This window comes from Alsobacter sp. (genome assembly GCF_059501845.1).
This window is the reverse complement of sequence record NZ_JCACDK010000018.1, coordinates 1,959,649-1,982,091: the sequence shown is the minus strand read 5'-3', so window position 1 is coordinate 1,982,091 and position 22,443 is coordinate 1,959,649. Positions and strand designations below refer to the sequence as shown.

Genomic DNA, 22,443 nt, shown 5'->3' with positions numbered 1-22,443 from the left:
GGCTCGGCCGAAACCGGGCCTCTATCTCTCTTGCAGAATACCCGCGGCCAGTTTCCTGGGCGCGATCAGCTCGCCGGCCTGCTTGCGGCGCTCCGGACCGTTGTATTCCGCGCTCTTGGTGCGGCGGCGGTCCGGTCCGAAGAAGGTCGGCGTGCGGATGAAGGGACGCGGCGTCGCGATGACGCCGAGAATTCGCTGGTGGATGACCTGCGCGGAGAGCGGCTTGACGAGAAATTCCGTCACGCCGGCGTCGCGCGCCTCGATCACGCGGTGACGCTCGGAATGCACGCTCACCATGATGACGGGGACGTAGGGGTTCACGCTGTTGTCGGAACAGCGCATCAGCTTCGTCATGTCGATGCCGTTGATCAGCGGCATCTCCCAGTCAGTGAAGACGATGTCGGGATAGTGCGATGCGAACGCGTCGAGCGCGGCTGCGCCGTCCTCGGCCTCGAACACCTCGCGCGCGCCAAAGCCGTGAAGCAGCGTCTTGATGATGCGCCGCATGTAGGTGTTGTCGTCGACGACGAGGAACCGAAGCCGGTGGTACTCGACCCTGTAGCTTGACATCGATTGGTTGCTTTGTTCGCGATAGGCAACCTTAGGTCGCGGGCCGTTAATTTTTTGTTCGTCCTACAAGGACACGCCCTGCTGCCGCGCGCTTGCAGTAATCGCTTCGTTTTTAGTAAAATCCGGTCATCACGCTGCGGAGATCGCCACTATTTCGGGATGCCTGCAGCCGGGCCGCCTAGTAACGCGGCACATTAACGTAATCGCAAGCGCCCGGCCGTAGCGTCCAATTCGGATTTGGCTGTCGCAGGGGAGGCGGCGGCCTCGGGAAGACGAAGGCGGCTGGGCCGTCACGGACCGGAGTGAATGATGGGGCTCGAACCTTCGACGCCGATTCTCGTGGTCGACGACTACCAGACGATGATCCGCATCATCCGCAATCTCCTCAAGCAGCTCGGGTTCGAGAACGTCGACGATGCCACCGACGGCACGCAGGCCATGTCGAAGCTGCGCAGCCGCAAATACGGCCTGGTGATCTCCGACTGGAACATGGAACCCATGACCGGCTACGAGTTGCTGAAGCATGTCCGGTCCGACGACCAGCTGAAGGACACGCCCTTCATCATGATCACGGCAGAGTCGAAGACCGACAACGTCATTGCCGCCAAGAAGGCGGGCGTGAACAGTTACATCGTCAAGCCCTTCAACGCTCAGACGCTGAAGTCGAAGATCGAGTCGGTCTTCGGCGAGCCGGGCTGAACGTCATGTCGGCGAACCCGGTCCCTTCCCGCGAACCGGCCCGCCTGACGCCGTCCACTCCGTTTGCCGACCACGGCCTGCAGCGCGCGCCCCTGATGCGCGAGATCGGGGCGGCTGCAGACTACCTCCGTTTCGTCCGGCGCGAGATTGCGACGCTCGGGTGCAACGAGCTCGCCAAGGACCAGATCCCGGCGGCGCTGCGCGAGATCGACTACATCATCACCACTTCCGAAGACTTCTCGAACGGCATCATGTCCGCGGCGGAGGATGTGATGGCGGCGCAGATCGCCGATCCCCAGGCCTACCGGGCCTATGTCGCGGAGAAGATGACCGCCATCATCGTGCAGTGCGCGTTCCAGGATCTCACGGCCCAGCGCGCCACCCGCGTGCGGAACACGCTGTCCACGCTGGAGCGCCGGCTGTCTAGAATCGCCAGCATGATCGCATCACGCGACGTGCCGTCGATCGTGGATTTCGAACCCGGCCTGGAGACCGGCGTGATCGGCCCCGCCCCTCCCGGAGAGGGCAACGACCAGGACCGGATCGACGCGCTGCTGGCGTCGCATCCCACCGGGCCCGAACCCGACGTGGATCCTTGATCTTCCTGGACCCGTGATCTTCCTGGCGCCCTGATCTACCACGCCAGCTTGTCGATGGCGGCCGTCGGCTTCACCGTGGCGGTTGCCAGCAGCCTGTCGAGGCGCGGCTGGTCGAGAGGTTCTTCGGCGATGCCGAGCTCGTGCGTGTGGATCCCGCGTGCGACGAAGAGAGAGGCGACCCCGAGCCCGTTGGCACCCGCGACATCCGTGCGCAGGGCATCGCCCAGCGCGAAGACCCGCTGGAGGTCGATCTCCCGGCCACGCTTCGAGGCGGCAAGCTCCAGCGCCGCGACATAGATCGGCCGGTGCGGCTTGCCGGCGTAGGCGACCTCGCCGCCCATCGTGGAATAGAACTCGGCCACCGCACCGGCGCAGTAGATCAGCTTGTCGCCGCGCTCGACGACGATGTCGGGGTTGGCGCAGATCATCGGCAGACGGCGCGCCAGCGAACGCTCGAGAATGTCGCGATAGTCGTCCGGCGTCTCGACCTCGTCATCGTAGAGACCGGTGCAGACGACCATCTCGGCGTCCTCGAAGGGGACCGACGGTGCTTCCAGCCCCTCGAACAGCGGGGCATCGCGCTCGGGGCCGAGCCAGTAGTAGGGCTTGCCTCCCTGCTGCTCGATCAGCGCCCGCGTGACATCGCCGGACGTGACGAACGCGTCCCACACCTCGCGCGATACGTTCATGTGGTCGAGATGCGGCATCACGTGGATGGCCGGACGCGGCGCGTTGGAGACGAGCACCACCGTGCCGCCCCGGCGGCGAAAGTTGATCAGGGCCTCTGCCGCCGCGGGATGGGGATGAACTCCGTCATGCAGCACGCCCCACACATCGCACAGCGCCACGTCGTAAGCCTCCGACCAGTCACGAATTCCGGAGATCACGGGCGCGGCTGCTTTTTCTTGCGGCATGTCTCAGTCCTGGTCGGGCGGCGGGGGATGGCGGCGAAGGACGGCGGCATGCGCCGGCACAGGCGGGACGCTCGGTCCGCCGAAGGCCGCGAAAGACAATGCGGGCCGTGTTCTGTCAAGCGCCGCTGCGGCGCAGCACCGAGCGGAACGACGACTTCGCTGCCGGGGCTTCCGGCTTTTCGACCACCGTCTCCGTAACCGCGGGAACCTCGCCGGGCGCAGCAGCTGCCGGCGCCGGCTCGGCGGCGCGCTCGGTGGCGTCGGCCAGCACGTCCGGGCGGACCGCCCTCGGAACGGAGAACAGGTCGCCCTGGCCGAATTGCAGGCCGAACTCGAAGAGTTCGACGAGCGTGCGCTCCTGCTCGACGCCGGTGACGATCATGTCCACGCCGTGCCTCGACAGAAGCCCTGGTACGTCATGCGGATGGATGTCGCTCGGCACGCTGCCCTCGGCGGCGGCGAGCAGAACGCCCGCGTTTGCCCTGACATAGCGCGCCCCGTGGCGCACCAGCTCACCGACGTCGAGCCGGAGATCGCGAACATCGTCCACGGCGAAGCGGGCGCCGAGCCGGCGTATGGCCGCTACCGCTTCCTCCTCCAGCCCCCCGAGCTGGTCCCACTGCTCCTGCCTGATCTGCAGGGCGATGCCGCCGGCGAGTTGCGGATCGCCGCGCAGCCCCTCTTCCAGGATCTCGTAGAGTGCCGGGTCGGCCAGCGTCGGCAGGCTGACTGGCACCAGCACCGGGACGTCCCGCCCACGCGAGCGCAGGTGGCGTGCGACCCTCAGCGCATCACGAACGAGCAGGGTTTCCAACCGGCCCAGCAGACCGTGCCGGACGGCGACCGACACGACGTCACGGGCCTGGACATGCCCGGACGAGCCGGGCCGCGAGACCCGGCCCAGAATTTCGTAGAGCTGCACCTTGCGGCTCGCCAGTCCCACCGCGGGCTGCAGAAAGAGCGACAACCGGTCGCCGACGATGGCGCGCACCACGACATCGGACGGAATGGGCGGCTCGTCCCTGACCACCGGCCCTGGCGGCGTGCCGGGTGCCGGCTGTTCACCCTCGGAGGCCGGAGGTTCGGCTGCAACCGGCTCCGGGGGGCGCGGCCCGCGCTCGGCCACCACCCGCGTCTGCGCCGGCAGGGGGCGCTCCATATCGGGGGAAGGCCTCGCGTTGGTGATCTCGGCATCGTGCTGGGCGACGGTTTCCGCCAGGTCGCGCACGACACGGGCGATGCTGTCCAGCTCTGCCGAGACGGCGCGGGCGGTGGCGCGTCCGGTCTCGCCAGCCTTCTGGTCGATCTCGGCGATGCGCGCCGAGAGCTCTACGAAGCGGGCATCGACCCGCTTGATCGCCCGCTCGACATTCGACAGACGGCGCTGCGTCTCTGCCTCGCCCGTCGTGCGGCGGGTGCGTGCGGCAATGAGAACGAGAGCTACAGCGCAGGCTATGGCGGCGAGCCCCGCATAGGAGCGGTTCACGTCCAGCCCCGTCCAGAGGATCAGCCAAACGGCCGCCGCGACGGCGACGATGGCTGCTCCCACCGTGATCGATTCGATGCGTCTCGACACGCGCCCTGTGCCTGTTGCCCGCTGGCGCAGCCGCCTGCGCGGCTGATTCGCCGTGTCTCCGACATTGCCGCAAGAGACCTCGATACAACAGGCTCGCGCGGCCCATGCCCTTGAGAGCCGTGGAAAACACGCCCATATACCCCGAAAGAGAGCGACGCCCGCATCCAACAGCTCGCCCGCTCGCCCACAGCCAAGCGGACCTCCCGACATGCCCGACCATGCCAGCCCCGTCGTCCTCGAAGTCACCGGCATGACATGCCAGGGCTGCGTCAACGCAGTCACGCGCATCGTGCGCAAGGCCGATCCCGAGGCCGAGGTCAGCGTCGACCTCCCCAACGGGCGGGTCAATGCGCGGACGGTGGTCGACCCGCACAGCCTCGCCGAGGCCGTGACGAGGGGCGGCTACGAGGCCGTGCCCCTCGCCTGAGCCTAGCCTGACGCCATTGCCGCCTTGAGCCGCCGCACCAATTCCTCGGCAGCTTGCGGCTGAAGCGCGAAGCGACCCGCGAAGTCGACGGGATCCGTGGCCGCGGCAGGGATGCGCCGCCTGACGTCGAGCGCCGCCGCCGGTGTCGCCGGATCGGCCCCTCCCCCCGCGACCAGCAGGGCCAGCGATCCCGACGGATGCTGATCCGCCTGGCCCGGACTCCGCGACCTCAGCTGCCACTCGCCCGAGAAATTGGCGATCGCCTCGTAGAAGTTCTGCCATGGCGCAGGCGGCGCACCCGCCTCCTGCAGTTCCGTCATCAGGCGCTGGCCTTCGGCATAGCGGCCAGCCTCGATGTCCCGCGCCGCGGCTGCGGCGAGGACCTCGGACGAATAGGGATTGAGCTCGAGCGCCCGTGTGATCGCCTCCTCCGCGGCTGCGCGGTCACCGCGGGCGGCAAGCACTTCGGACAAGGCCAGGTAGTTGCGGGCGCCCTGCGGCGCGATCTTGACCGCGGCGCGGGCGTCGTCGAGCGCCGTGTCGAGGAGGGCCGGTTCGGGCGCCGCGACGGTCCGCCAGGTCTCGACGGCCAGCCGAGCCTGCATGGCGCGCGGCGCAGCGAAACGCGGGTTGTCCCGCGCCGCCTCGGCGAGGCAGCCGCGGGCCTCGCGCATCGTCGCGTCCTCGCCCTGGGCCAGCGCGGACGCGGACAGGACGATGCAGGCCGCCGGGACGACGCGCGGGTCGGCGGCGGCCTTGGCGGAGCCTGAGTCGCGGGCGATGACGCCACCGGGGGAGACAAGGGTGACGGCGATCTCGCGCATCAGCCGCATCTCCTCGCCCTCGGCGCGCCTGGCGTCGGGAACGACGAATTCCGCGGACCACACGATCTGACGGGAAACCTCGTGCCGCAACCTGAGCGCGATCCTGTGCTCGTTGCCCGTCCGCGCAACCCTTCCGAGCAAGGAATACGTGTCCTCGGAGGATCCCCTGCCGCCCGGCTGCTCGGCCGGGCTCTCCACCACCGCCACGTCGTCGAAGCGGGCAAGGCCGCTGCGCAGCAGGTCGGTGAGCAGAATGGCATAGGCGCGCGCACCGGTCGTGCCCTCGGCGAGCGGCGGGACGAGAAGCGTCGCGAAGGTGGTGAGTGCCGTGCCGTCGCGAGCCCGCGGCGGTGCCGCCGCGTCGCGAGCCAGCGCGATGACGGGTGTCGCCGGCTCCTGCCGGGCCGGAGCGCCGGCCCGCAGGACGAAGCCCGCCCCGGCCGCCGTGGCCGCCACCATAACCGACGCCGCAATGCCGAAGGCCAGCCTGCGGCTCCCGCGGTCCCGCATCCGTTCGTCGTGGCCGCCGCTCGGCGGGTCGATGAGTTCCTCGGCGCCGGCGCTGCCGTCCGGCTCCGGGCGCCACCCGATCACCGGCACGTAGGTGCCGCGCGGGATGGAGATGCGGATTTGCTCGCCGCTTCCGGCGTGTCCGTAGTAGCGGTCGAGCGCCCGCCGCAGACGCGTCGCTTCCACCCTGACGATGGGATCGGCCTGCGGATCGAAGCTGACCGGCCGGCCGAGAACCTGCGTGGCCACCGTATAGGCCTTGATCGTGTCCGCGCGTCCCTCCAGCGCCCGCTCGACGATAAAGGCGAGGAAGGCGGACAGGTTGGGTGAGTTGCGGAACTCGTCGCTGACGAGGATCCGCGCGAGGCTAGCGCGAACCTCGGTCCCGGCGGGATCCCGAGAATCGGTAGGCAGCATGGAAAAGACCTTTATAGCAATCTAGGGTTGTAAACTGACGCGAATATCTACACGCTCTGGCTACGGTTGCGTACAATACTACTATTGGCTGCAACTTACCGCATCTCTCTTCTCAGTTTCTTACGCGGATCGCGGAATTCACCTCCATTGTCCGATCCGTCTTTCGTGCGACTCGCCGCGCTGGCCCCGAGCGTCGTTCGCGGCACAAGGCGGGGCCACCCTTTCAAGCCATCTGGCGGGCTGATAAGGTCCGGCACCTTTTCACCAATCGAACCGGGGAAGACGGGCATGTCGCTCGCACATGATCAAAGCTCCATCCGCGATGCGGCGCCGAACGACCTCGAGGCCTTCTGGCTGCCCTTCACGGCGAACCGCTCCTTCAAGAAGAACCCGCGCATCATCGCGGGGGCGAAGGACATGCACTACATCACGCCCGAAGGCCGGAAGGTCATGGACGGCACCGCCGGGCTGTGGTGCTGCAACGCCGGCCACTCGCGCCAGCCGGTGGTCGAGGCCATCCAGAAGCAGGCGGCCGAGCTCGACTTCGCGCCGACCTTCCAGTTCGGCCACCCCAAGGCCTTCCAGCTCGCGTCTCGCATTGCCGCCATGGCTCCCGGCGATCTCGACCACGTGTTCTTCTGCAACTCGGGATCCGAGGCCGTCGACACCGCGCTGAAGATTGCGCTCGCCTACTGGAACGCGCGTGGCCAGGGCCAGAAGACGCGCCTGATCGGCCGCGAACGCGGCTATCACGGCGTCGGCTTCGGCGGCATCTCGGTGGGCGGCATCGTCAACAACCGCAAGTTCTTCGGCGGGCTGCTGACCGGCGTCGACCACCTGCCCCACACCTACAACCGCGCCGAGCAGGCCTTCACCAAGGGCCAGCCGGAGTGGGGCGCGCACTTGGCCGACGAGCTGGAGCGCATCGTGCAATTGCATGACGCGTCGACCATCGCGGCCGTGATCGTCGAGCCCATGGCGGGATCGACCGGCGTTCTGCCGCCGCCGAAGGGCTATCTCGAGCGGCTGCGGGCCATCTGTGACAAGTACGGCTTCCTGCTCATCTTCGACGAGGTCATCTCGGGCTTCGGCCGCCTGGGCACGCCCTTTGCCGCCGAGCGCTTCGGCGTCACGCCGGACATGATCTGCTTTGCCAAGGCGGTGAACTCGGGAACCGTGCCGATGGGCGGCGTCGTGGCGCGCAAGGGCATCTACGACACCTTCATGAAGGGGCCGGAGCACGTCATCGAGCTGTTCCACGGCTATACCTATTCGGGCCACCCGCTCGCCGCCGCGGCGGGTGTCGCCACGCTCGACCTCTACCGTGACGAGGACCTCTTCGCCCGCGCCGCCGCTATGGAAGAGAAGTGGGCGGATGGGGCCATGACCGCCTTCAAGGGGCTGCCGAACGTGCTCGACGTGCGCACCATGGGAATCGTCTGCGCCATCGACCTTGCGTCACGGCCCGACGCCGTCGGCCAGCGCGCCTTCGAGGTGATGGACAAGGGCTTCCGCGACCATGACGTGATGATCCGCATCACTGGCGACACGCTGGCCCTGTCGCCGCCGCTGATGATCAGCGACGACCAGATCGGGGAGCTTTTCGACAAGGTGGCCAAGACGATCCGGGCCGTACACTAGGCAGCCTGGGCGGCGCCCGGACGGGCGCCGCCTTGCCCGCTCCGTGCGCCTGCGCTACCACGCCCGGGTCCTTCCGCACGGCGTGAACACATGGCCCAGAACCCGCAAGACACCTCTCCGCGCGTGAAGCCACGCCTGCCGCGTGGATTTGCCGATCGCGGGCCGTCCGACATGGCCGCGACCGAGCGGATGATGGCCGCCATCCGGGAGGTCTACGCGCTCTACGGGTTCGAGGCGGTCGAGACGCCCTTCGTCGAGTACACGGAGACGCTCGGCAAGTTCCTGCCGGACCAGGACAGGCCGAACGAGGGCGTGTTCTCATTCCAGGACGACGACGATCAGTGGTTGTCGCTGCGCTACGACCTGACGGCACCCCTCGCCCGCTACGTCGCCGAGAACTACGACGCGCTGCCCAAGCCTTATCGCAGCTACCGGGCGGGCTGGGTCTTCCGCAACGAAAAGCCCGGTCCCGGCCGCTTCCGCCAGTTCATGCAGTTCGATGCCGACACGGTGGGCGCCGCCTCCGTCGCGGCCGACGCCGAGATGGCGATGATGATGGCCGACACGCTGGAAAAGGTCGGCATCGGCCGCGGCGACTATGTGGTCAAGGTGAACAACCGCAAGGTGCTGGACGGCGTCCTCGAGGCCATCGGGCTTTCCGGCGACGACAACGCCGGACGGCGGCTGACCGTGCTGCGCGCCATCGACAAGCTCGACAAGGTGGGGCCGGAAGGCGTTCGCGACCTGCTGGGGCCCGGCCGCATGGACCCCTCGGGCGACTTCACCAAGGGAGCGGGGCTGGACGCGCCCGCGATCACGCGCGTCCTCGCCTTCACGGACTCCCGCCGCGACAGTGCCAGCGCCACGCTGATGGCGCTGTCCGACGTGGTGGCGGGGTCCGCCCGAGGCGAGGAGGGCGTCGCGGAGCTTCGGATCATTGCCGAGTTGCTCGCCGCTGCCAGTTATGACGACGGCCGCGTCGTCATCGACCCCTCGGTGGTCCGCGGCCTCGAATACTACACCGGCCCGGTCTACGAGGGTGAACTCACCTTCGAGGTGACGGGCGACGACGGCAAGCCGGTCCGCTTCGGCTCCGTCGCCGGCGGCGGGCGCTATGACGGGCTGGTCGGCCGCTTCCGCAGCGAGCCGGTTCCCGGGACGGGCTTCTCCATCGGCGTGTCGCGCCTGCTCGCGGCACTGAAGGTGCTGGGCAAGGCCGAGGCGGCCTCCCAGCGCGGGCCGGTCGTCGTCCTGGTCATGGACCGTGACCAGGTCGCACACTACCAAGGGATGGTCTCGCGGCTTCGCCAGGGCGGCATTCCGGCCGAGCTCTATCTCGGCGGCTCCGGCATGAAGGCGCAGATGAAGTATGCCGACCGCCGCAACAGCGTCTGCGCCGTCATCCAGGGCTCGGACGAACGGGCGCGCGGCGAGGTGCAGGTGAAGGACCTCGTCCTCGGGGCCGAGCTCGCCGGGGCGTCCGCGGACAGGGCGGCCTATCTGAAGGAGCAGGGCGGCGCTCAGCTCTCCGTGGCCGAGGCCGACCTCGTCGACGCCGTGCGAAAGGTTCTCGCCCGACACGCGTGAGCAAGGGAAGCTTCATGCAAGGGTGGCAATCTGACCGGATTTCAACGATCCGGTTGCGATTGCCATGACTTTGCGCCTCCCTGCCCTCCTCTGCCTGCTCGTGTGCATCGCGGCACCAGCCGTTGCGCAAGATGCGATCGCCCTGCAGCTCCCGCTGGACTGCGTTCCCGGCATATCCTGCGCGATCCAGAACTATGTCGACCACGATGCCGGTCCCGGCATGCGCGACTATGCCTGCGGCGAAGCCACCTATGACGGCCATGAAGGCACGGATTTCCGGCTGGCCACGGCGACTGCGTTGAACGCGGGGGTGGCTGTCCGCGCGGCGGCGCGCGGGCACGTGCTCGCAGCGCGCGACGGCATGCCGGACGACGGCATGCGGCAGCCCGGTGACCCCGGCACGAAAGGGCGCGAGTGCGGCAATGGCGTGCTCGTCGACGATGGCGGCGGCTGGGAGACACAGTACTGCCACCTGCAGCTCGGCTCCGTGCGCGTGCGCAAAGGCGACATGGTGCTGGCGGGTCAGCAACTCGGGCTGGTCGGGCTGTCCGGGCGCACGGACTTCCCGCATCTCCATCTCACCGTCCGCAAAGACGGGCTGGCCGTAGACCCGTTCGCCTTCGGCGCCGACCCCAGAAGCTGCGAAGGCGGCTCCAGCCTGTGGGGCGGGTCCGCCGCGGCCGCCATGCCCTACGTGCCCCGGTTGGTGCTCAACTCCGGCTTCTCCACGCGCATTCCGTCCATGGAGGCCATCGAGAACGGCGAGCTGAAGGATGCTCCGCCGGTGCCCGGCGCGACGGTCCTCGCCTTTTACGCCCGTACGCTGCACCTGCGGGAGGGAGACACCCAGCAACTCCGCATCGACGGCCCCGACGGCAAGGTTCTCGCCGAGAGCACGATCCCGCCGCTGGAGCGCAGCAAGGCACAGTACCTGGCCTATGCCGGGCTCAAACTCGAGGCGAAGCCGCTGCAACCCGGGCTCTATCGCGGGCTGTACCGCGTCGTCAGCAAGGGCAAGACCGTGCTGGAGCACGCGGAAACCTTCAGCCAGTGAAACTCCAGGCAGTGCCGGAACCTGTTCACTCTCGGCCATGATTCAGGTCGCGCCGGGCAGACCGCTTTGCTAAGGGAGGCGCGGGACGGAAAGGGATGACCGTGGGACGCACGCCTCTCGACGTGGCCGATGCGCTGCTGGCGCTGTTCGCCGATGCCGGCTATGCGCGCATCGAGCCGCCGGTGCTGCAGCCGGTCGACGTATTCCTGGAGCTCGGCGGCGAGGATATCCGCCGGCGCATGTTCGTGACTTCGGACGGAGACGGGCGCGAATGGGCGCTGCGGCCGGAGTACACGATCCCCGTGGCGCGGGCCTGGCTTGCCGGCCGGCGCGACGCCGCGCCCGCGGCGCTGACCTATAGCGGTCCCGTGTTCCGCCTGCGCCGGGGCGCCGAGAGCGCCGAGTTCGTGCAGACCGGCATCGAATCCTTCGGACGCGAAGACCGGGAAGCGGCGGATGCGGAGATCCTCGCTTTGTCGCTGGAAGCCGTGGCAAGAGCGGGGATGGAGCAGCCCCAGGTTCGCCTCGGCGACGTCGCGCTCTTCACGGCGCTCGTCGATGCGCTCCAACTGCCGCCTGCCCGCGCGCGCCAGCTGCGGCGCGCCTTCGCGCAGGGGGCGCTCGACGCGGCGACGCTCGACCTGATCCCGGACACGACGCCCGGCGGCGAGCACGCAGGCCTGTTGCGGGCCCTGGAGGGCCAGGATCCGCGCGCCGCGCGTGCCTTCGTCGAGGACATCCTCAAGATCGCGGGCATCTCGTCGGTGGGTGGCCGCACGGCGCACGAGATCGCCGAGAGGTTCCTGTCCCAGGCCGCCGCGGAAGCCGAGGGCGGGATCGGCGCCGAGGCGCGCGAGGTGCTGGGCCGCTTCATCCGCGTCACCGGAGATCCCGACGCGGCATCGGCGCAATTGAGAGCCTTGGCGGCGGAAGCGCGGCTCGACCTCGGTGCGGTGCTCGACACCTTCGATGCGCGCACGGGCTTCATCGCGGCGCGGGGCGTCGACGTGACCGCCCTCACCTTCCAGGCCTCCTTCGGCCGCAACCTCGACTACTACACCGGCGCGGTGTTCGAGATCGTCGATGCGAGGCGTCCGGAGCGGCGGCCCGTCGTCGGCGGTGGCCGCTATGACAGGTTGCTGCAGACGCTGGGCGCGCCTACCCCGGTTCCCGCCGTGGGCTGCTCGATCTGGCTCGACCGGCTGCCCGCCGACGAGGAAGGAACAGCGCCATGAGCGCGTCGGATCCCAAGCTCGTCCTCGCCGTGCCGTCGAAGGGCCGGCTGCAGGAAAACGCGACCGCCTTTTTCTCGCGCGCCGGGCTCTCCCTCGTTCAGGGGCGCGGTGCCCGCGACTATCGCGGCGCCATCGCGGGCGTCCCCGAGGCGGAGGTGCTGTTTCTCTCGGCCTCCGAGATCGCCGGCGAGCTCGCCCAGGGCGGCGCGCATCTCGGCATCACAGGCGAGGACCTGATCCGCGAGTCCATTCCGGACGCGGAGCGGAAGGTCGAGCTCCTCACGGGGCTGGGCTTCGGGCACGCCAACGTCGTCGTGGCGGTGCCGCAGGCCTGGATCGACGTGAAGACGATGTCGGACCTGGAGGACGTCGCCTCGGGCTTCCGCGCGCGTCATGGCCAGAAGCTCAGGGTCGCGACCAAGTTCGTGAACCTGACGAGGCAGTTCTTCGCGCAGCACGGCATCACCGACTATCGCATCGTCGAGAGCCTCGGCGCGACCGAGGGTGCGCCGGGATCCGGCGCCGCGGAGCTGGTCGTCGACATCACGACGACTGGCGCGACGCTGGTCGCCAATGCGCTGAAGATCATCGAGGACGGCATCATCCTGCGCAGCGAGGCGAACCTCGTGGCGGGCGTGGGAGCGGCGTGGGGGCCGACCGCGCGCCGTGCGGCGGCCACCATCCTGTCGCGCATCGCGGCCGAGGAGGAGGCACGTACGACGCGGGAAGTGCGCGTCACTCTCGCACCCGGCGCCCAGCTGGGACTACCGGAGATCGAGGAGCGATTCTCCGCGCGACTTCTCGGGCCGGTCGTGGACGGGGGAGCCGTCTTCCAGTGCCCGCAGGTGACGATCCTGCCCTTTGCGGAGTGGCTGGTGTCATCGGGCGCACTGCGCGTCGCGGTCACGCGGTCCGACTATGTCTTCACCGCCTCCAACGCCCTGGCCGAACGCCTCGAGCGCCGCATCGGCTGAAAAGGGCGAGGCCGCTCCGGGGGGTGGAGCGGCCTCGGGGAAGGGACCCGTGCGGGGGGAGGAAGACGGATCCTGCAAGAGTACGTGGACGGCGCCACGCTGGATCACGTCGGCCTGCCTGCCCTGTTGCGGCTCGGGTTCCGCATCCCTATGCTCCGCGCGCTTCTGTCGGGAGGTCGCCGCCCCATGCGTTCACGCGCGCTTTTGCTTGCCGTTGCCGTCATCCTCTTCACGCCGGATGCGTATGCCGCCACCCAGCGCAAGGCCCAGCAGCAGGGCGAACAGGGCAAGACGGGTTCCGAGGACCAGGTTCAGGCCGGCAAAGAAAAGACATTCCCGACCGGAGCGCAGTTCACCCTGATCTCCATGGGCGGCAGGGAAGTCTCCGGCACGAATCGCCCGACCATGCAGCTCGACGGGAACTTCCGCATCAAGGGCTTCGCCGGCTGCAACACGTTCTCGGCCACCGCATACCCGCAGGCCAGGCAGGGCTTCGCGGTCAGCGCCATCGCGCAGACCCGCAGGTCCTGCGAGCCCGGCATCATGGCGGGCGAGAAGGAGTTCCTCCTCGCCCTGCGCACCTCCGTGTTCTGGGACCTCCGGGGCGGCTTCCTGATCATCAAGAGCCAGCGCGGCGAACTGAAGTTCGACCGGGCCCTCTGACGCCCGCCCCTGCGATGTGACGAAGCCGGCCCGGCTATGCCGTCGCCGGCTCCGCCGTGTCCTTTGGCGAGAACTGTCCGGCCGCCGAGGGGCGCATGTCGAGCCGGCGCTCGTGCATGTCGATCAGCGTCGAGCGGTGGCCGATGGAGACGATCGTCGTAGCCGGAAGCCGCTCGGCCAGCATGGCGTAGAGCGACCGTTCGAGCGGTTCATCCAGCGCCGAGGTGGCTTCGTCCAGGAACAGCCAGTCGGGCCGCGCCAGCAGCGCGCGGGCGACGGCGAGGCGTTGCTGCTCGCCGCCCGAGAGGCGAGCCCCCCATGCCTCGTCCTGATCGAGCCGCTCGACGAGGTCGGGCAGACGGGCCAGCCTGAGAGCCTCGGCGACATCCCCGTCGGTGTAGGTGCCATTCGTCGAGGGATAGGTGATGGCGTTGCGGAGCGTGCCCATGGGAATGTAGGGGCGCTGCGGCAGCAGCATCACGCTGGCACCGGCTGGGACGGAGATGCTCCCCTGGCCGTACGGCCAGATGCCGGAGAGTGCCCGCAGCAGCGTCGACTTGCCCGATCCCGAAGGCCCGGTCAGCAAGGTCGACTCTCCCGCCCGCAGTTCGAGCCCGTCCACCGTGACGATGGCGCGGCCGTCGGGCAGTCGCAGTGTCAGGCCTCTGATGTCGACGTCCGCTCCCGGCCGCTGCACGACGTCGATGCGCGGCGGCACCGTCCCGAGCGTGTTCGCGGCGTGGATGTTCTCGTCGAAGGTGGTGAGACGGTCGACGACCGAGCGGTACTCGGCAAGGCTGGTGTAATAGTTGATGAAGAAGGTCAGAGCGCCCTCGACATTGCTGAAGGCGCCAGCCGTCTGCGACATCGTGCCGAGCTGGACCTTCCCCGCGAAGTAGAACGGCGCAACGATGATGTAGGGGATGATCGGGCTGATCTGGCCGTAGAAGGCCGTGAATGCCATCAGCCGCTTCCGAATGCCGACAATCTCCCAGAAGTTGCGAATGACGCGCCGGAAGCGGCCCATCGCGTGCTCACGCTCCGCCGGCTCGCCGCGCAGCAGCGCGATCTGCTCGGCATATTCGCGTAGGCGCGCCAGCGAGAAGCGGAAGTCGGCCTCGTAGCGCTGCTGGTCGTAGTTGAGCGGCACCAGCGTTCGGCCAATCCAGTGCGTCACCGCCGTGCCGATGCCCGCATAGATCAGCGCGGTCCAGAACAGGAAGCCGGGGATGACGATGTTCGTGCCCGGAATCGGGAACGCCGACGAGATGGTCCACAGCACGACGGAGAAGCTGACCAGCGAGCTCAGCGTCGCCAGCAGCGTGATCGAGATATCGTAGAGGCCGAAATCGCTGCCGCCGATGAAGCGGCGGACGTCGTCGGCGATGCGCTGGTCGGGGTTGTCGGCCTGCCCGCCGATCAGGGCCATCCGGTAGTGCACGCCGTCGCTTTGCCACTCGCGGATGTAGTGGTCGGTGAGGAACTGGCGCCAGCGGATCGTCAGGCCGGATTTGATGACGTACTCGATGACGGCGGAGGCGATGTAGATGATCGCCCAGAAGAAGAAAACCGTGAACAGGAGCGACCAGAACAGGTCCTGGTTCTTGTCCTGGATGGCGTTGAACCAGTCGCGGTTGAAGAAGGACAGGCGCACCGAGATCGCCACCTGCGCCTGGTTGATCAGAACCAGCGTGACGATGGCGGCCGCCGCGAGGCGGCTTTCGCGCACGCGCACGTCGCCGAAGGGCCAGATGCGGGCCGTGCCCACAACGTCGTGGCGGAAATAGAGGTCGGCGATGCCCATGATCGTGCGCACGACCGGGATGTGCCACGCCCCCCAGGCGAGCATGCCGAAGACCGCGACGGTCGCAGGCAGGCTGCCGGGAAGCGTGTACTCCTCGAACCCCTCCGGCCACAGCCCCAGCGCGTCGATGGCGACCAGCGCTCCGAATACGATGTACTCGGCCGCGAAGATGGCCACGAAAATGCGGATGAAGGCGGAGATCGACGCCGAGCGAAAGGTGACGCCCGCCAGCAGGACGCCGGCCACGCCGACGCCGATCAGCATGCCTGCGCCCTTGCCGATGCCGATGGCGCCGAAGGCGATGGCGCACACGAGCACCGCGGCTGCGAGCGGGATCATCGCGCGGCCTTCGCCGGGGGACGGGCCGCGGGCACGCGCGATCGCCGCGGGGACAGTGTCCGAACTCATGGGGGCGTCCTCTCCGGATCGACGCCGGCTCACGGCGGCGCGCGTGTCGATTCTGTGAAAGGCCGCGATACCACAACCCTGCCGTCACGTTAAATCGCGGAAAGGCGAGCGGAGTGAGGCTCGTCCATGCAGCTGCGGAGCGCGCGTCTTCAGACGCGCTTTTTTGGAGTCCGTACGGAAGAGCGCGTCTGAAGACGCGCGCTCCGAAAAGAAAAGGGCGCCGTCGCCGGCGCCCTTTCCCGTAACCTGAGTGCTGGATGGACTCAGAAGTCCATCCCGCCGCCCATGCCGCCGCCGCCCGGCATCGCGGGCGAGTCCTTCTTCGGCAGCTCGGCGACCAGCGCTTCGGTGGTGATCAGCAGGCCGGCCACGGAAGCGGCGTCCTGCAGGGCCGTGCGCACGACCTTGGTGGGGTCGATGATGCCGGTCTTCACCAGGTCGGCGTACTCGCCGGTCTGGGCATTGTAGCCCCAGCCGTATTCCTTGGCCTCGAGCAGCTTGCCGACCACGACCGCGCCGTCATCGCCGGCATTGTCGACGATCTGGCGGGCCGGGGTGACCAGGGCACGACGGACGATGTCGATGCCGGTCTTCTGGTCCTCGTTCTCGACCTTGAGCTTGGTGATGGCGTTGACAGCGCGCAGCAGAGCCACGCCACCGCCCGGCAGGACACCCTCTTCCACCGCGGCGCGGGTGGCGTTGAGCGCGTCGTCCACGCGATCCTTCTTCTCCTTCACCTCGACCTCGGTCGCGCCGCCGACGCGGATCACCGCGACGCCGCCGGCGAGCTTGGCCAGGCGCTCCTGCAGCTTCTCGCGGTCGTAGTCCGAGGTGGTCTCCTCGATCTGCGCCTTGATCTGCGCGACGCGGCCCTCGATGTCCTTCTTCTTGCCGGCGCCGTCGATGATCGTGGTGTTCTCCTTCTCGATGCGCACCTTCTTGGCGCGGCCGAGCATGTTGAGCGTCACGTTCTCGAGCTTGATGCCGAGGTCCTCGGCGATCATCTGGCCGGAGGTGAGGATCGCGATGTCCTCGAGCATCGCCTTGCGGCGATCACCGAAGCCCGGAGCCTTCACGGCCGCGACCTTCAGGCCGCCGCGCAGCTTGTTGACGACGAGCGTGGCCAGGGCCTCGCCCTCGACGTCCTCGGCGATGATGAGCAGGGGCTTGCCCGTCTGCACCACGGCCTCGAGGATCGGCAGCATCGCCTGCAGCGAGGACAGCTTCTTCTCGTGAATGAGGATGTAGGGATCCTCGAGCTCGGCGACCATCTTGTCCGCATTCGTGATGAAGTACGGGGAGAGGTAGCCGCGGTCGAACTGCATGCCCTCGACGACGTCGAGCTCGGTCTCGGCCGTCTTGGCCTCCTCGACCGTGATCACGCCCTCGTTGCCGACCTTCTGCATCGCCTCGGCGATCATGCGGCCGACGGAGACGTCGCCGTTCGCGGAGATCGTGCCGACCTGCGCGACCTCGGCGTTGGAGGTCACCTTCTTCGAGTTCTTCTTGAGGTCCGCCACGACGGCCTCGACGGCGAGGTCGATGCCGCGCTTCAGGTCCATCGGGTTGAGGCCGGCGGCCACAGCCTTGGCGCCCTCGCGGACGATGGAGGCGGCGAGGACCGTCGCGGTCGTCGTGCCGTCACCAGCCACGTCGTTCTGCTTCGAGGCGACTTCGCGCACCATCTGGGCGCCGAGGTTCTCGAACTTGTCGGCGAGCTCGATCTCCTTGGCGACGGTGACGCCGTCCTTGGTGATGCGGGGAGCGCCGAAGGACTTCTCGATGACGACGTTGCGGCCCTTGGGACCGAGCGTCACCTTCACGGCATTGGCGAGGATGTCTACGCCGCGCAGCAGGCGGTCGCGGGCATCGGTAGAGAACTTGACGTCTTTGGCAGCCATCATCAGCTCCTTGAGGATCGTAGGTCACCGGGCCGGACCGCTGGCCCAGCCGGAACCCTGTTTCGGTACCGCCCGGAGGCGGCGATGATCACGGAATGGACCGGGGAGCTCTTGCCCGCGCCGGTCCGGACCGACAGGCGATCAGGCGGCCTTCTTGGCCTTGCCGCTCGTGGTCACGATGCCGAGGATGTCGCTCTCCTTCATGATGAGGAGATCCTGGCCGTCGATCTTGACCTCGGTGCCCGACCACTTGCCGAACAGCACGCGGTCCCCCTCCTTCACGTCGAGGGGAACGAGCTTGCCGCTCTCGTCACGGGCGCCAGGGCCGACCGCGACCACCTCGCCCTCCTGGGGCTTTTCCTTGGCGCTGTCGGGGATGATGATGCCGCCCTTCGTCTTCTCCTCGGACTCGAGGCGGCGGACCACCACGCGGTCATGCAGCGGACGGAAGCTCATGTGGGTTTCCCTCTTGTCATGCACGCCTAAATCGGCGCTTGGACACTCTCTGGCCCTGTTAGCACTCACTTCCAACGAGTGCTAGCAGGTTGACGGTGGAGATAATGAGGGGCTTTCCGGCTGTCAAGAGCAGGCTGTAGCCTTTCGTCGCAGGACCGGAACCAAACGACTGGCATAGCGCGAGGTTTATCGCTGGCGCATGGCGCGATGATGGCGCCTAGAGCAGGCGTTCGAAGCCGAACTCCAGCGACCGGGCCGTATCGTGCAGCGCCCTAACACCCGGCAACAGCCGGAAGCCATGGCGGCGGTAGAACCGATGCCCGTCGAGGAACCGTGTATCGGACCACAGCACCAGGCGTCTCGCGCCCGCCTGGCGCGCCTGGCTCATGGCGAGCGAGAGTAGATGGGCCGCAAGGCCCCGGCCGCGCCATGAGCGCGCCAGATAGACCTTGAACAGCTCGAAGTCGCCGGCCCTGTAGCCAGGCGCCACGGCGAGCGAGCCGACGAGATTGCCGTCCGCGTCGCGCGCCACGAAAAGCGCTCCTCCGCCGGTGCCGTAACGGGTCGCCGGCGCGGCGAGCTCGGGAAATTCAGCGGCGACGAACGGGCAGTTCTCGTATTCCGCGAACACGGCCGCGATCAGGGCCGCCATGGCCGCGCCGTCGGCGTCCGTGCCGGGACCGATGCTGATTCCGGCCGGTGAAGGGGGAGGCATCGGTGTGGCGCTCGCTGTCATGGCGCGCTCTGTCGCACGCCGGGCGGCAACCTGGAAGCCCCGGCATGCGGAGTGGCCATCCGAAGCGACGGAAGCGGTCAGAACGAGCGGACCGCCCGGAGCGGGAGGGCCGCCGCGGGAAGGCCGCCGCCGAGCACGCGGTCTACCTGCTCCTGTGTCAGATGACCGCCATCCGACGGCAGCTTCGGGCCGTTCTCGAGCACGGGCTCACGCGCGGAGGCTGCCTGAGGCTCTTCCTCGATGCCCGGGCCGGTGGCCGAGAACACCTCGCGCAGGGCTGCCAGGCGGCTTTCCATGTCGTGCAGGATGGCGACGACGTTGGCGATGCGCTGGCCGGTAAGGTCCTGGAAGCCGCAGGCCTGCATGACCGATGCGGCCTGCTCGCTGATCTCGTCGGCGACGGGGAGGATGGGCCCGCGACCCGCGAGCATGCGAAGCCGATCGACGGAGAGATCGATCTCCTCGGACGCGCCGAGCACGGCATTCGCAGCCGCCGCGGTATCGGCAACGACTTCCCCGAGTTCGCGGGCGGCGCGGCGAAGGGCTTCCCCAGACGCGATGGCGGCGCGCAAGGCGGTCCGTTCGCGGTGGCCCAGGGTGCGTGCGGGGCCGGCCGGGTTCAGTCCGGTGCGCTCCGCGGGGTCTGCCTGCGCGGTTCCGAAATGCTCGATGCGGAAGGGCTTGCGTGGAGCCAGCATCTTCGGGTCTTTCGGGCCGCCTTTCGGCCGTCCCACCTGCTTGCCATCGCAGGGTGAAGGCCCGCTTACCCGGTTACGCGAAATGCGATGGATCGCGCGCCGTGGTTAACGGCCGGCAAGTGGAAACGCCGGCGCGATACGGCGCATCAACCACGCGAAACGATAAGAATGCCGCCGAACCTCGAAAGCGCGTGGACACCCGTTTTCTTTACGGCGCGCTCACCGTGGCGCGCACGATTCTCGCCTGTGCTTGCAGAAGCGGGGACCATGATGATCGCAGTACGGCATTGGCTCGTTCTGATCGCGGCAGGAGCCGCCCTCGTCTCTCCCGCCATGGCCGGGTCCTCGCGGCCGGGCTCCCTCGGCGGCGGCTTCATCGAGCTGATCATGACGGGGCGCGACCCTACACCTGACCGCGGCAGGGCAGAGCCGTCGCCAGCCGCGGTTCCCGACCAGCCCCAGCCCGACGGTCAGCGCGGCTGGCGCACGGCGTCGCTGCCTGAGCCCGAACCGGGCCCCGTCACCCCGCTCGAGGGCGCCTTCGACCCGCGCTTCGAGCGGCAGGAGGTGGCGTATGAGAGCTCATACGCGCCGGGGACGGTCGTCATCGACACGCCCGCCAAGTTCCTCTACCTCGTGCAGCCCGGCGGCAAGGCCCTGCGCTATGGCATCGGCGTCGGCCGCCCCGGCTTCACCTGGTCTGGCGTCAAGACGATCACTCGCAAGGCCGAGTGGCCGGACTGGATCCCGCCCGCGGAGATGCTCATGCGGCGTCCCGACCTGCCCCGCCATCTGGCAGGCGGGCCGCAGAACCCGCTGGGCGCGCGGGCCATGTATCTCGGGTCCTCACTCTACCGCATTCACGGTACGAATGAGCCGGAGACGATCGGGCGGAACGTCTCCTCGGGCTGTATTCGCCTGCTCAACGAGGACGTGACGGACCTTTACGGACGCGTGAAGGTGGGCACTACCGTCATCGTGCTCTGAAGGCCAGCCGGGCAGCCTCAGGCCGCCGGGCCGTCGTCTCGCGGCGCGCTGCCGTTTCGCAGGATCCTGATGCCGCGTTTGACCAGGCACTCCCAGATCGCCTCTGCATCGTCCGCGAAGGTGAAGAGCTCCAGGTCTTCCCGGCGGACCATGCCGTGCTGCACGAGCGCGTCGAAGTTGATCACGCTTCGCCAATAGCCCTCGTCGGCAAGGACCACGGGTACAGGCATCGCCTTGCCGGTCTGCGACAGGGTGAGCACCTCGAACATCTCGTCGAAAGTGCCGAAGCCGCCCGGGAACACCACCAGCGCGTTGGCGCGCATGGCGAGGTGCATCTTGCGCATGGCAAAGTAGTGGAAGGCGAAGGTGAGGTCGGGGGTCGAGAACGCGTTCGGCTCCTGCTCGTGCGGGAGCGTAATGTTGAAGCCGATCGACGGTGCCCCGACGTCCGCGGCGCCGCGGTTGGCCGCTTCCATGATGCCCGGCCCGCCGCCGGTCGCGATGACGTTGTCGCGGCGTCCGCCGTTGGTCTCGAGCGCCCCTCCCCGCTGCGAGGCAATGGCGCCGAAGCGGCGGGCTTCCTCGTACCAGCGCGCGCCCGCCTCGCCGAGCGGCGACGGGATGCCGGCCGGGCGAGCCCGGGCCGAGCCGAAGACGACGATCGTGGTGCGGATGCCCCACGCCCGAAGATGCTCCTCGGCCTTCTGGTACTCCAGCAGGAAGCGCACGCCGCGGGTGGAGTCGCCGAGCAAGAAATCGGGGTCGTGGAGAGGCAGGCGGTAGGTGGCGGACGCCTTCTGCGCTGCGTTGTCGGGTGTCAGTGGCTGCGAGGGCGCCCCCCGCGGCGGTGCCCCGCCCGGACGCTGGCCCGGGTGGGGCGTCTTGGTATCCTTGTCGCTCATGAGGCGAGATTAGGCCCAGTCGCCTCCGTCGTCTCCGCCCGAATCGAACCCGCCGCCATCGTCGAAACCGCCATCGTCGTCGTAGCCGGCATCGTCGACCGCCGGGCCGTCATCCCCGGCATCATTTGCGGAAGCGTCCTGCGCGGCCGCATCGGCTTTGGCGCCGTCGGCCCCCGGCATGGCGTTGAAGACGTCGTTGACGCCGGACGCCCCGCCCAGCGCAGCCGGGTCTGCCATGCTCTGCGCAACGGGACCGGCCGCGTGGGCGCTGCCGAACAGGCTGGAGATGCCCTGGAACAGAAGCGCTCCGCCCGCGACACCCGCCGCCGTGCTCAGCGCACCGCTCAGGAAACCGCCGCGGCCGCCGCCGAAGGCCTGTCCACCGCCGAACCCGGGGCCGCCCGCCCCGAAGCCGGGTTGGCCGCCGCCGAACCCGGGCGTCGGCGCGGGGCCGCGGCCCCACGGGCCGCCTGGCTGCGGCGCGGCAGGGGGAGCATTGACGGAAGAAGCGCCGACGCGCGGCACCGAGGTGGGCCTTGCCGGCTCGGACGAGCCGAAGATGGTCTTGCCGATGCCGCCGAGGAAGCTTCCACCCTCCTCCTGCCTGGCGTCGCGATCGGCGAGCTGGGCCTCGAGTTCCTGGATACGGCTGGCCGCCGCACGCAGGCCTTCCTCTTGCACGAGGACGGTCTGGGCCAGCAGATAGGGAGCATAGGGCTGGGCGCGGACGGCCTCCGCGATCATCTCCTCGGCCTCGCGGTCGCGCGGCGCTGTTGCGGCGCCCCGGGTCCGGTCGAACAGGTCCGAGAGAAGTTTGCGTTCATCGGGGGTCATCGTGTCCTCCTCGTAGGCCGGGATCCT

General features: G+C 68.6%; 21 protein-coding genes. 10 read left to right on the top strand and 11 right to left on the bottom strand.

Going from position 1 to position 22,443, the window contains the following annotated elements; all coding sequences use genetic code 11:
• Positions 1-21: 21 nt before the first annotated feature.
• Positions 22-570, bottom strand: a complete 549-nt coding sequence (locus AC5JCN_RS24205; RefSeq protein ID WP_495757649.1) for a response regulator — start codon at positions 568-570, stop codon at positions 22-24.
• A 309-nt stretch (positions 571-879) separates the two neighbouring features.
• On the opposite strand from AC5JCN_RS24205, the gene AC5JCN_RS24200 reads away from it, so the two are divergent.
• Both AC5JCN_RS24200 and AC5JCN_RS24195 read left to right on the top strand, forming a co-directional pair.
• On the top strand, positions 880-1,269 hold the full coding sequence (locus AC5JCN_RS24200) for a chemotaxis response regulator CheY (RefSeq protein ID WP_495757711.1): 390 nt from the start codon (positions 880-882) through the stop codon (positions 1,267-1,269).
• A gap of 5 nt (positions 1,270-1,274) precedes the next feature.
• Positions 1,275-1,868: a hypothetical protein gene (locus AC5JCN_RS24195; RefSeq protein ID WP_495757648.1), complete on the top strand. Its 594-nt coding sequence runs from the start codon at positions 1,275-1,277 to the stop codon at positions 1,866-1,868.
• A 35-nt stretch (positions 1,869-1,903) separates the two neighbouring features.
• Here the strand turns inward: AC5JCN_RS24195 and AC5JCN_RS24190 are convergent, their stop codons facing one another.
• Positions 1,904-2,782: a TIGR01459 family HAD-type hydrolase gene (locus AC5JCN_RS24190; protein ID WP_495757647.1), complete on the bottom strand. Its 879-nt coding sequence runs from the start codon at positions 2,780-2,782 to the stop codon at positions 1,904-1,906.
• 115 nt (positions 2,783-2,897) lie between these two features.
• Complete coding sequence (locus AC5JCN_RS24185; RefSeq protein WP_495757646.1) at positions 2,898-4,358, bottom strand: EAL domain-containing protein; 1,461 nt, start codon at positions 4,356-4,358, stop codon at positions 2,898-2,900.
• 208 nt (positions 4,359-4,566) lie between these two features.
• Between AC5JCN_RS24185 and AC5JCN_RS24180 the strand changes: the two genes are divergently transcribed.
• Positions 4,567-4,785, top strand: coding sequence for a heavy-metal-associated domain-containing protein (locus AC5JCN_RS24180; RefSeq protein WP_495757645.1), 219 nt, complete (start codon positions 4,567-4,569; stop codon positions 4,783-4,785).
• 2 nt (positions 4,786-4,787) lie between these two features.
• On the opposite strand, the gene AC5JCN_RS24175 is transcribed toward AC5JCN_RS24180, so the two are convergent.
• Positions 4,788-6,536, bottom strand: coding sequence for a tetratricopeptide repeat protein (locus AC5JCN_RS24175; RefSeq protein ID WP_495757644.1), 1,749 nt, complete (start codon positions 6,534-6,536; stop codon positions 4,788-4,790).
• A gap of 288 nt (positions 6,537-6,824) precedes the next feature.
• On the opposite strand from AC5JCN_RS24175, the gene aptA reads away from it, so the two are divergent.
• From aptA to AC5JCN_RS24145, 6 genes are all read left to right on the top strand, one after another.
• Positions 6,825-8,177, top strand: a complete 1,353-nt coding sequence (gene aptA / locus AC5JCN_RS24170) for an omega-aminotransferase AptA (RefSeq protein ID WP_495757643.1) — start codon at positions 6,825-6,827, stop codon at positions 8,175-8,177.
• Positions 8,178-8,267: 90 nt separating this feature from the next.
• Positions 8,268-9,764 (top strand): histidine--tRNA ligase, encoded by a 1,497-nt coding sequence (gene hisS, locus AC5JCN_RS24165; protein WP_495757642.1) that lies wholly within the window; start codon positions 8,268-8,270, stop codon positions 9,762-9,764.
• Positions 9,765-9,828: 64 nt separating this feature from the next.
• Positions 9,829-10,818 carry a M23 family metallopeptidase gene (locus AC5JCN_RS24160; RefSeq protein ID WP_495757641.1) on the top strand — a complete coding sequence of 330 codons (990 nt, stop codon included), beginning with the start codon at positions 9,829-9,831 and terminating at the stop codon, positions 10,816-10,818.
• A gap of 95 nt (positions 10,819-10,913) precedes the next feature.
• Positions 10,914-12,053: an ATP phosphoribosyltransferase regulatory subunit gene (locus AC5JCN_RS24155; protein WP_495757640.1), complete on the top strand. Its 1,140-nt coding sequence runs from the start codon at positions 10,914-10,916 to the stop codon at positions 12,051-12,053.
• Positions 12,050-13,027 (top strand): ATP phosphoribosyltransferase, encoded by a 978-nt coding sequence (hisG, locus tag AC5JCN_RS24150; protein ID WP_495757639.1) that lies wholly within the window; start codon positions 12,050-12,052, stop codon positions 13,025-13,027. The genes AC5JCN_RS24155 and hisG overlap by 4 nt, the downstream gene beginning before the upstream one ends.
• 186 nt (positions 13,028-13,213) lie before the next feature.
• Positions 13,214-13,690 carry an META domain-containing protein gene (locus AC5JCN_RS24145; RefSeq protein WP_495757638.1) on the top strand — a complete coding sequence of 159 codons (477 nt, stop codon included), beginning with the start codon at positions 13,214-13,216 and terminating at the stop codon, positions 13,688-13,690.
• A gap of 34 nt (positions 13,691-13,724) precedes the next feature.
• On the opposite strand, the gene AC5JCN_RS24140 is transcribed toward AC5JCN_RS24145, so the two are convergent.
• The 5 genes from AC5JCN_RS24140 to AC5JCN_RS24120 form a co-directional block, all read right to left on the bottom strand.
• Positions 13,725-15,902, bottom strand: coding sequence for an ABC transporter ATP-binding protein/permease (locus AC5JCN_RS24140; protein ID WP_495757637.1), 2,178 nt, complete (start codon positions 15,900-15,902; stop codon positions 13,725-13,727).
• A 263-nt stretch (positions 15,903-16,165) separates the two neighbouring features.
• The gene (gene groL / locus AC5JCN_RS24135; protein WP_495757636.1) at positions 16,166-17,803 is read right to left on the bottom strand and encodes a chaperonin GroEL; all 1,638 of its coding nucleotides are present in this window, start codon (positions 17,801-17,803) and stop codon (positions 16,166-16,168) included.
• A 141-nt stretch (positions 17,804-17,944) separates the two neighbouring features.
• Positions 17,945-18,259, bottom strand: coding sequence for a co-chaperone GroES (gene groES, locus AC5JCN_RS24130; RefSeq protein ID WP_495757635.1), 315 nt, complete (start codon positions 18,257-18,259; stop codon positions 17,945-17,947).
• 217 nt (positions 18,260-18,476) lie between these two features.
• Positions 18,477-18,995 carry a GNAT family N-acetyltransferase gene (locus tag AC5JCN_RS24125; protein WP_495757634.1) on the bottom strand — a complete coding sequence of 173 codons (519 nt, stop codon included), beginning with the start codon at positions 18,993-18,995 and terminating at the stop codon, positions 18,477-18,479.
• Between the two features lie 77 nt (positions 18,996-19,072).
• A complete protein-coding gene (locus tag AC5JCN_RS24120) occupies positions 19,073-19,693 on the bottom strand; it encodes a protein phosphatase CheZ (RefSeq protein WP_495757633.1) in 621 nt (206 codons plus the stop codon).
• Positions 19,694-19,960: 267 nt separating this feature from the next.
• Between AC5JCN_RS24120 and AC5JCN_RS24115 the strand changes: the two genes are divergently transcribed.
• Positions 19,961-20,680, top strand: a complete 720-nt coding sequence (locus AC5JCN_RS24115; RefSeq protein ID WP_495757632.1) for a L,D-transpeptidase — start codon at positions 19,961-19,963, stop codon at positions 20,678-20,680.
• A 17-nt stretch (positions 20,681-20,697) separates the two neighbouring features.
• On the opposite strand, the gene AC5JCN_RS24110 is transcribed toward AC5JCN_RS24115, so the two are convergent.
• Together AC5JCN_RS24110 and AC5JCN_RS24105 are read right to left on the bottom strand one after the other, a co-directional pair.
• Complete coding sequence (locus AC5JCN_RS24110) at positions 20,698-21,582, bottom strand: LOG family protein (RefSeq protein WP_495757631.1); 885 nt, start codon at positions 21,580-21,582, stop codon at positions 20,698-20,700.
• A 9-nt stretch (positions 21,583-21,591) separates the two neighbouring features.
• On the bottom strand, positions 21,592-22,416 hold the full coding sequence (locus AC5JCN_RS24105) for a DUF2076 domain-containing protein (RefSeq protein WP_495757630.1): 825 nt from the start codon (positions 22,414-22,416) through the stop codon (positions 21,592-21,594).
• Between the last annotated feature and the right edge of the window lie 27 nt (positions 22,417-22,443).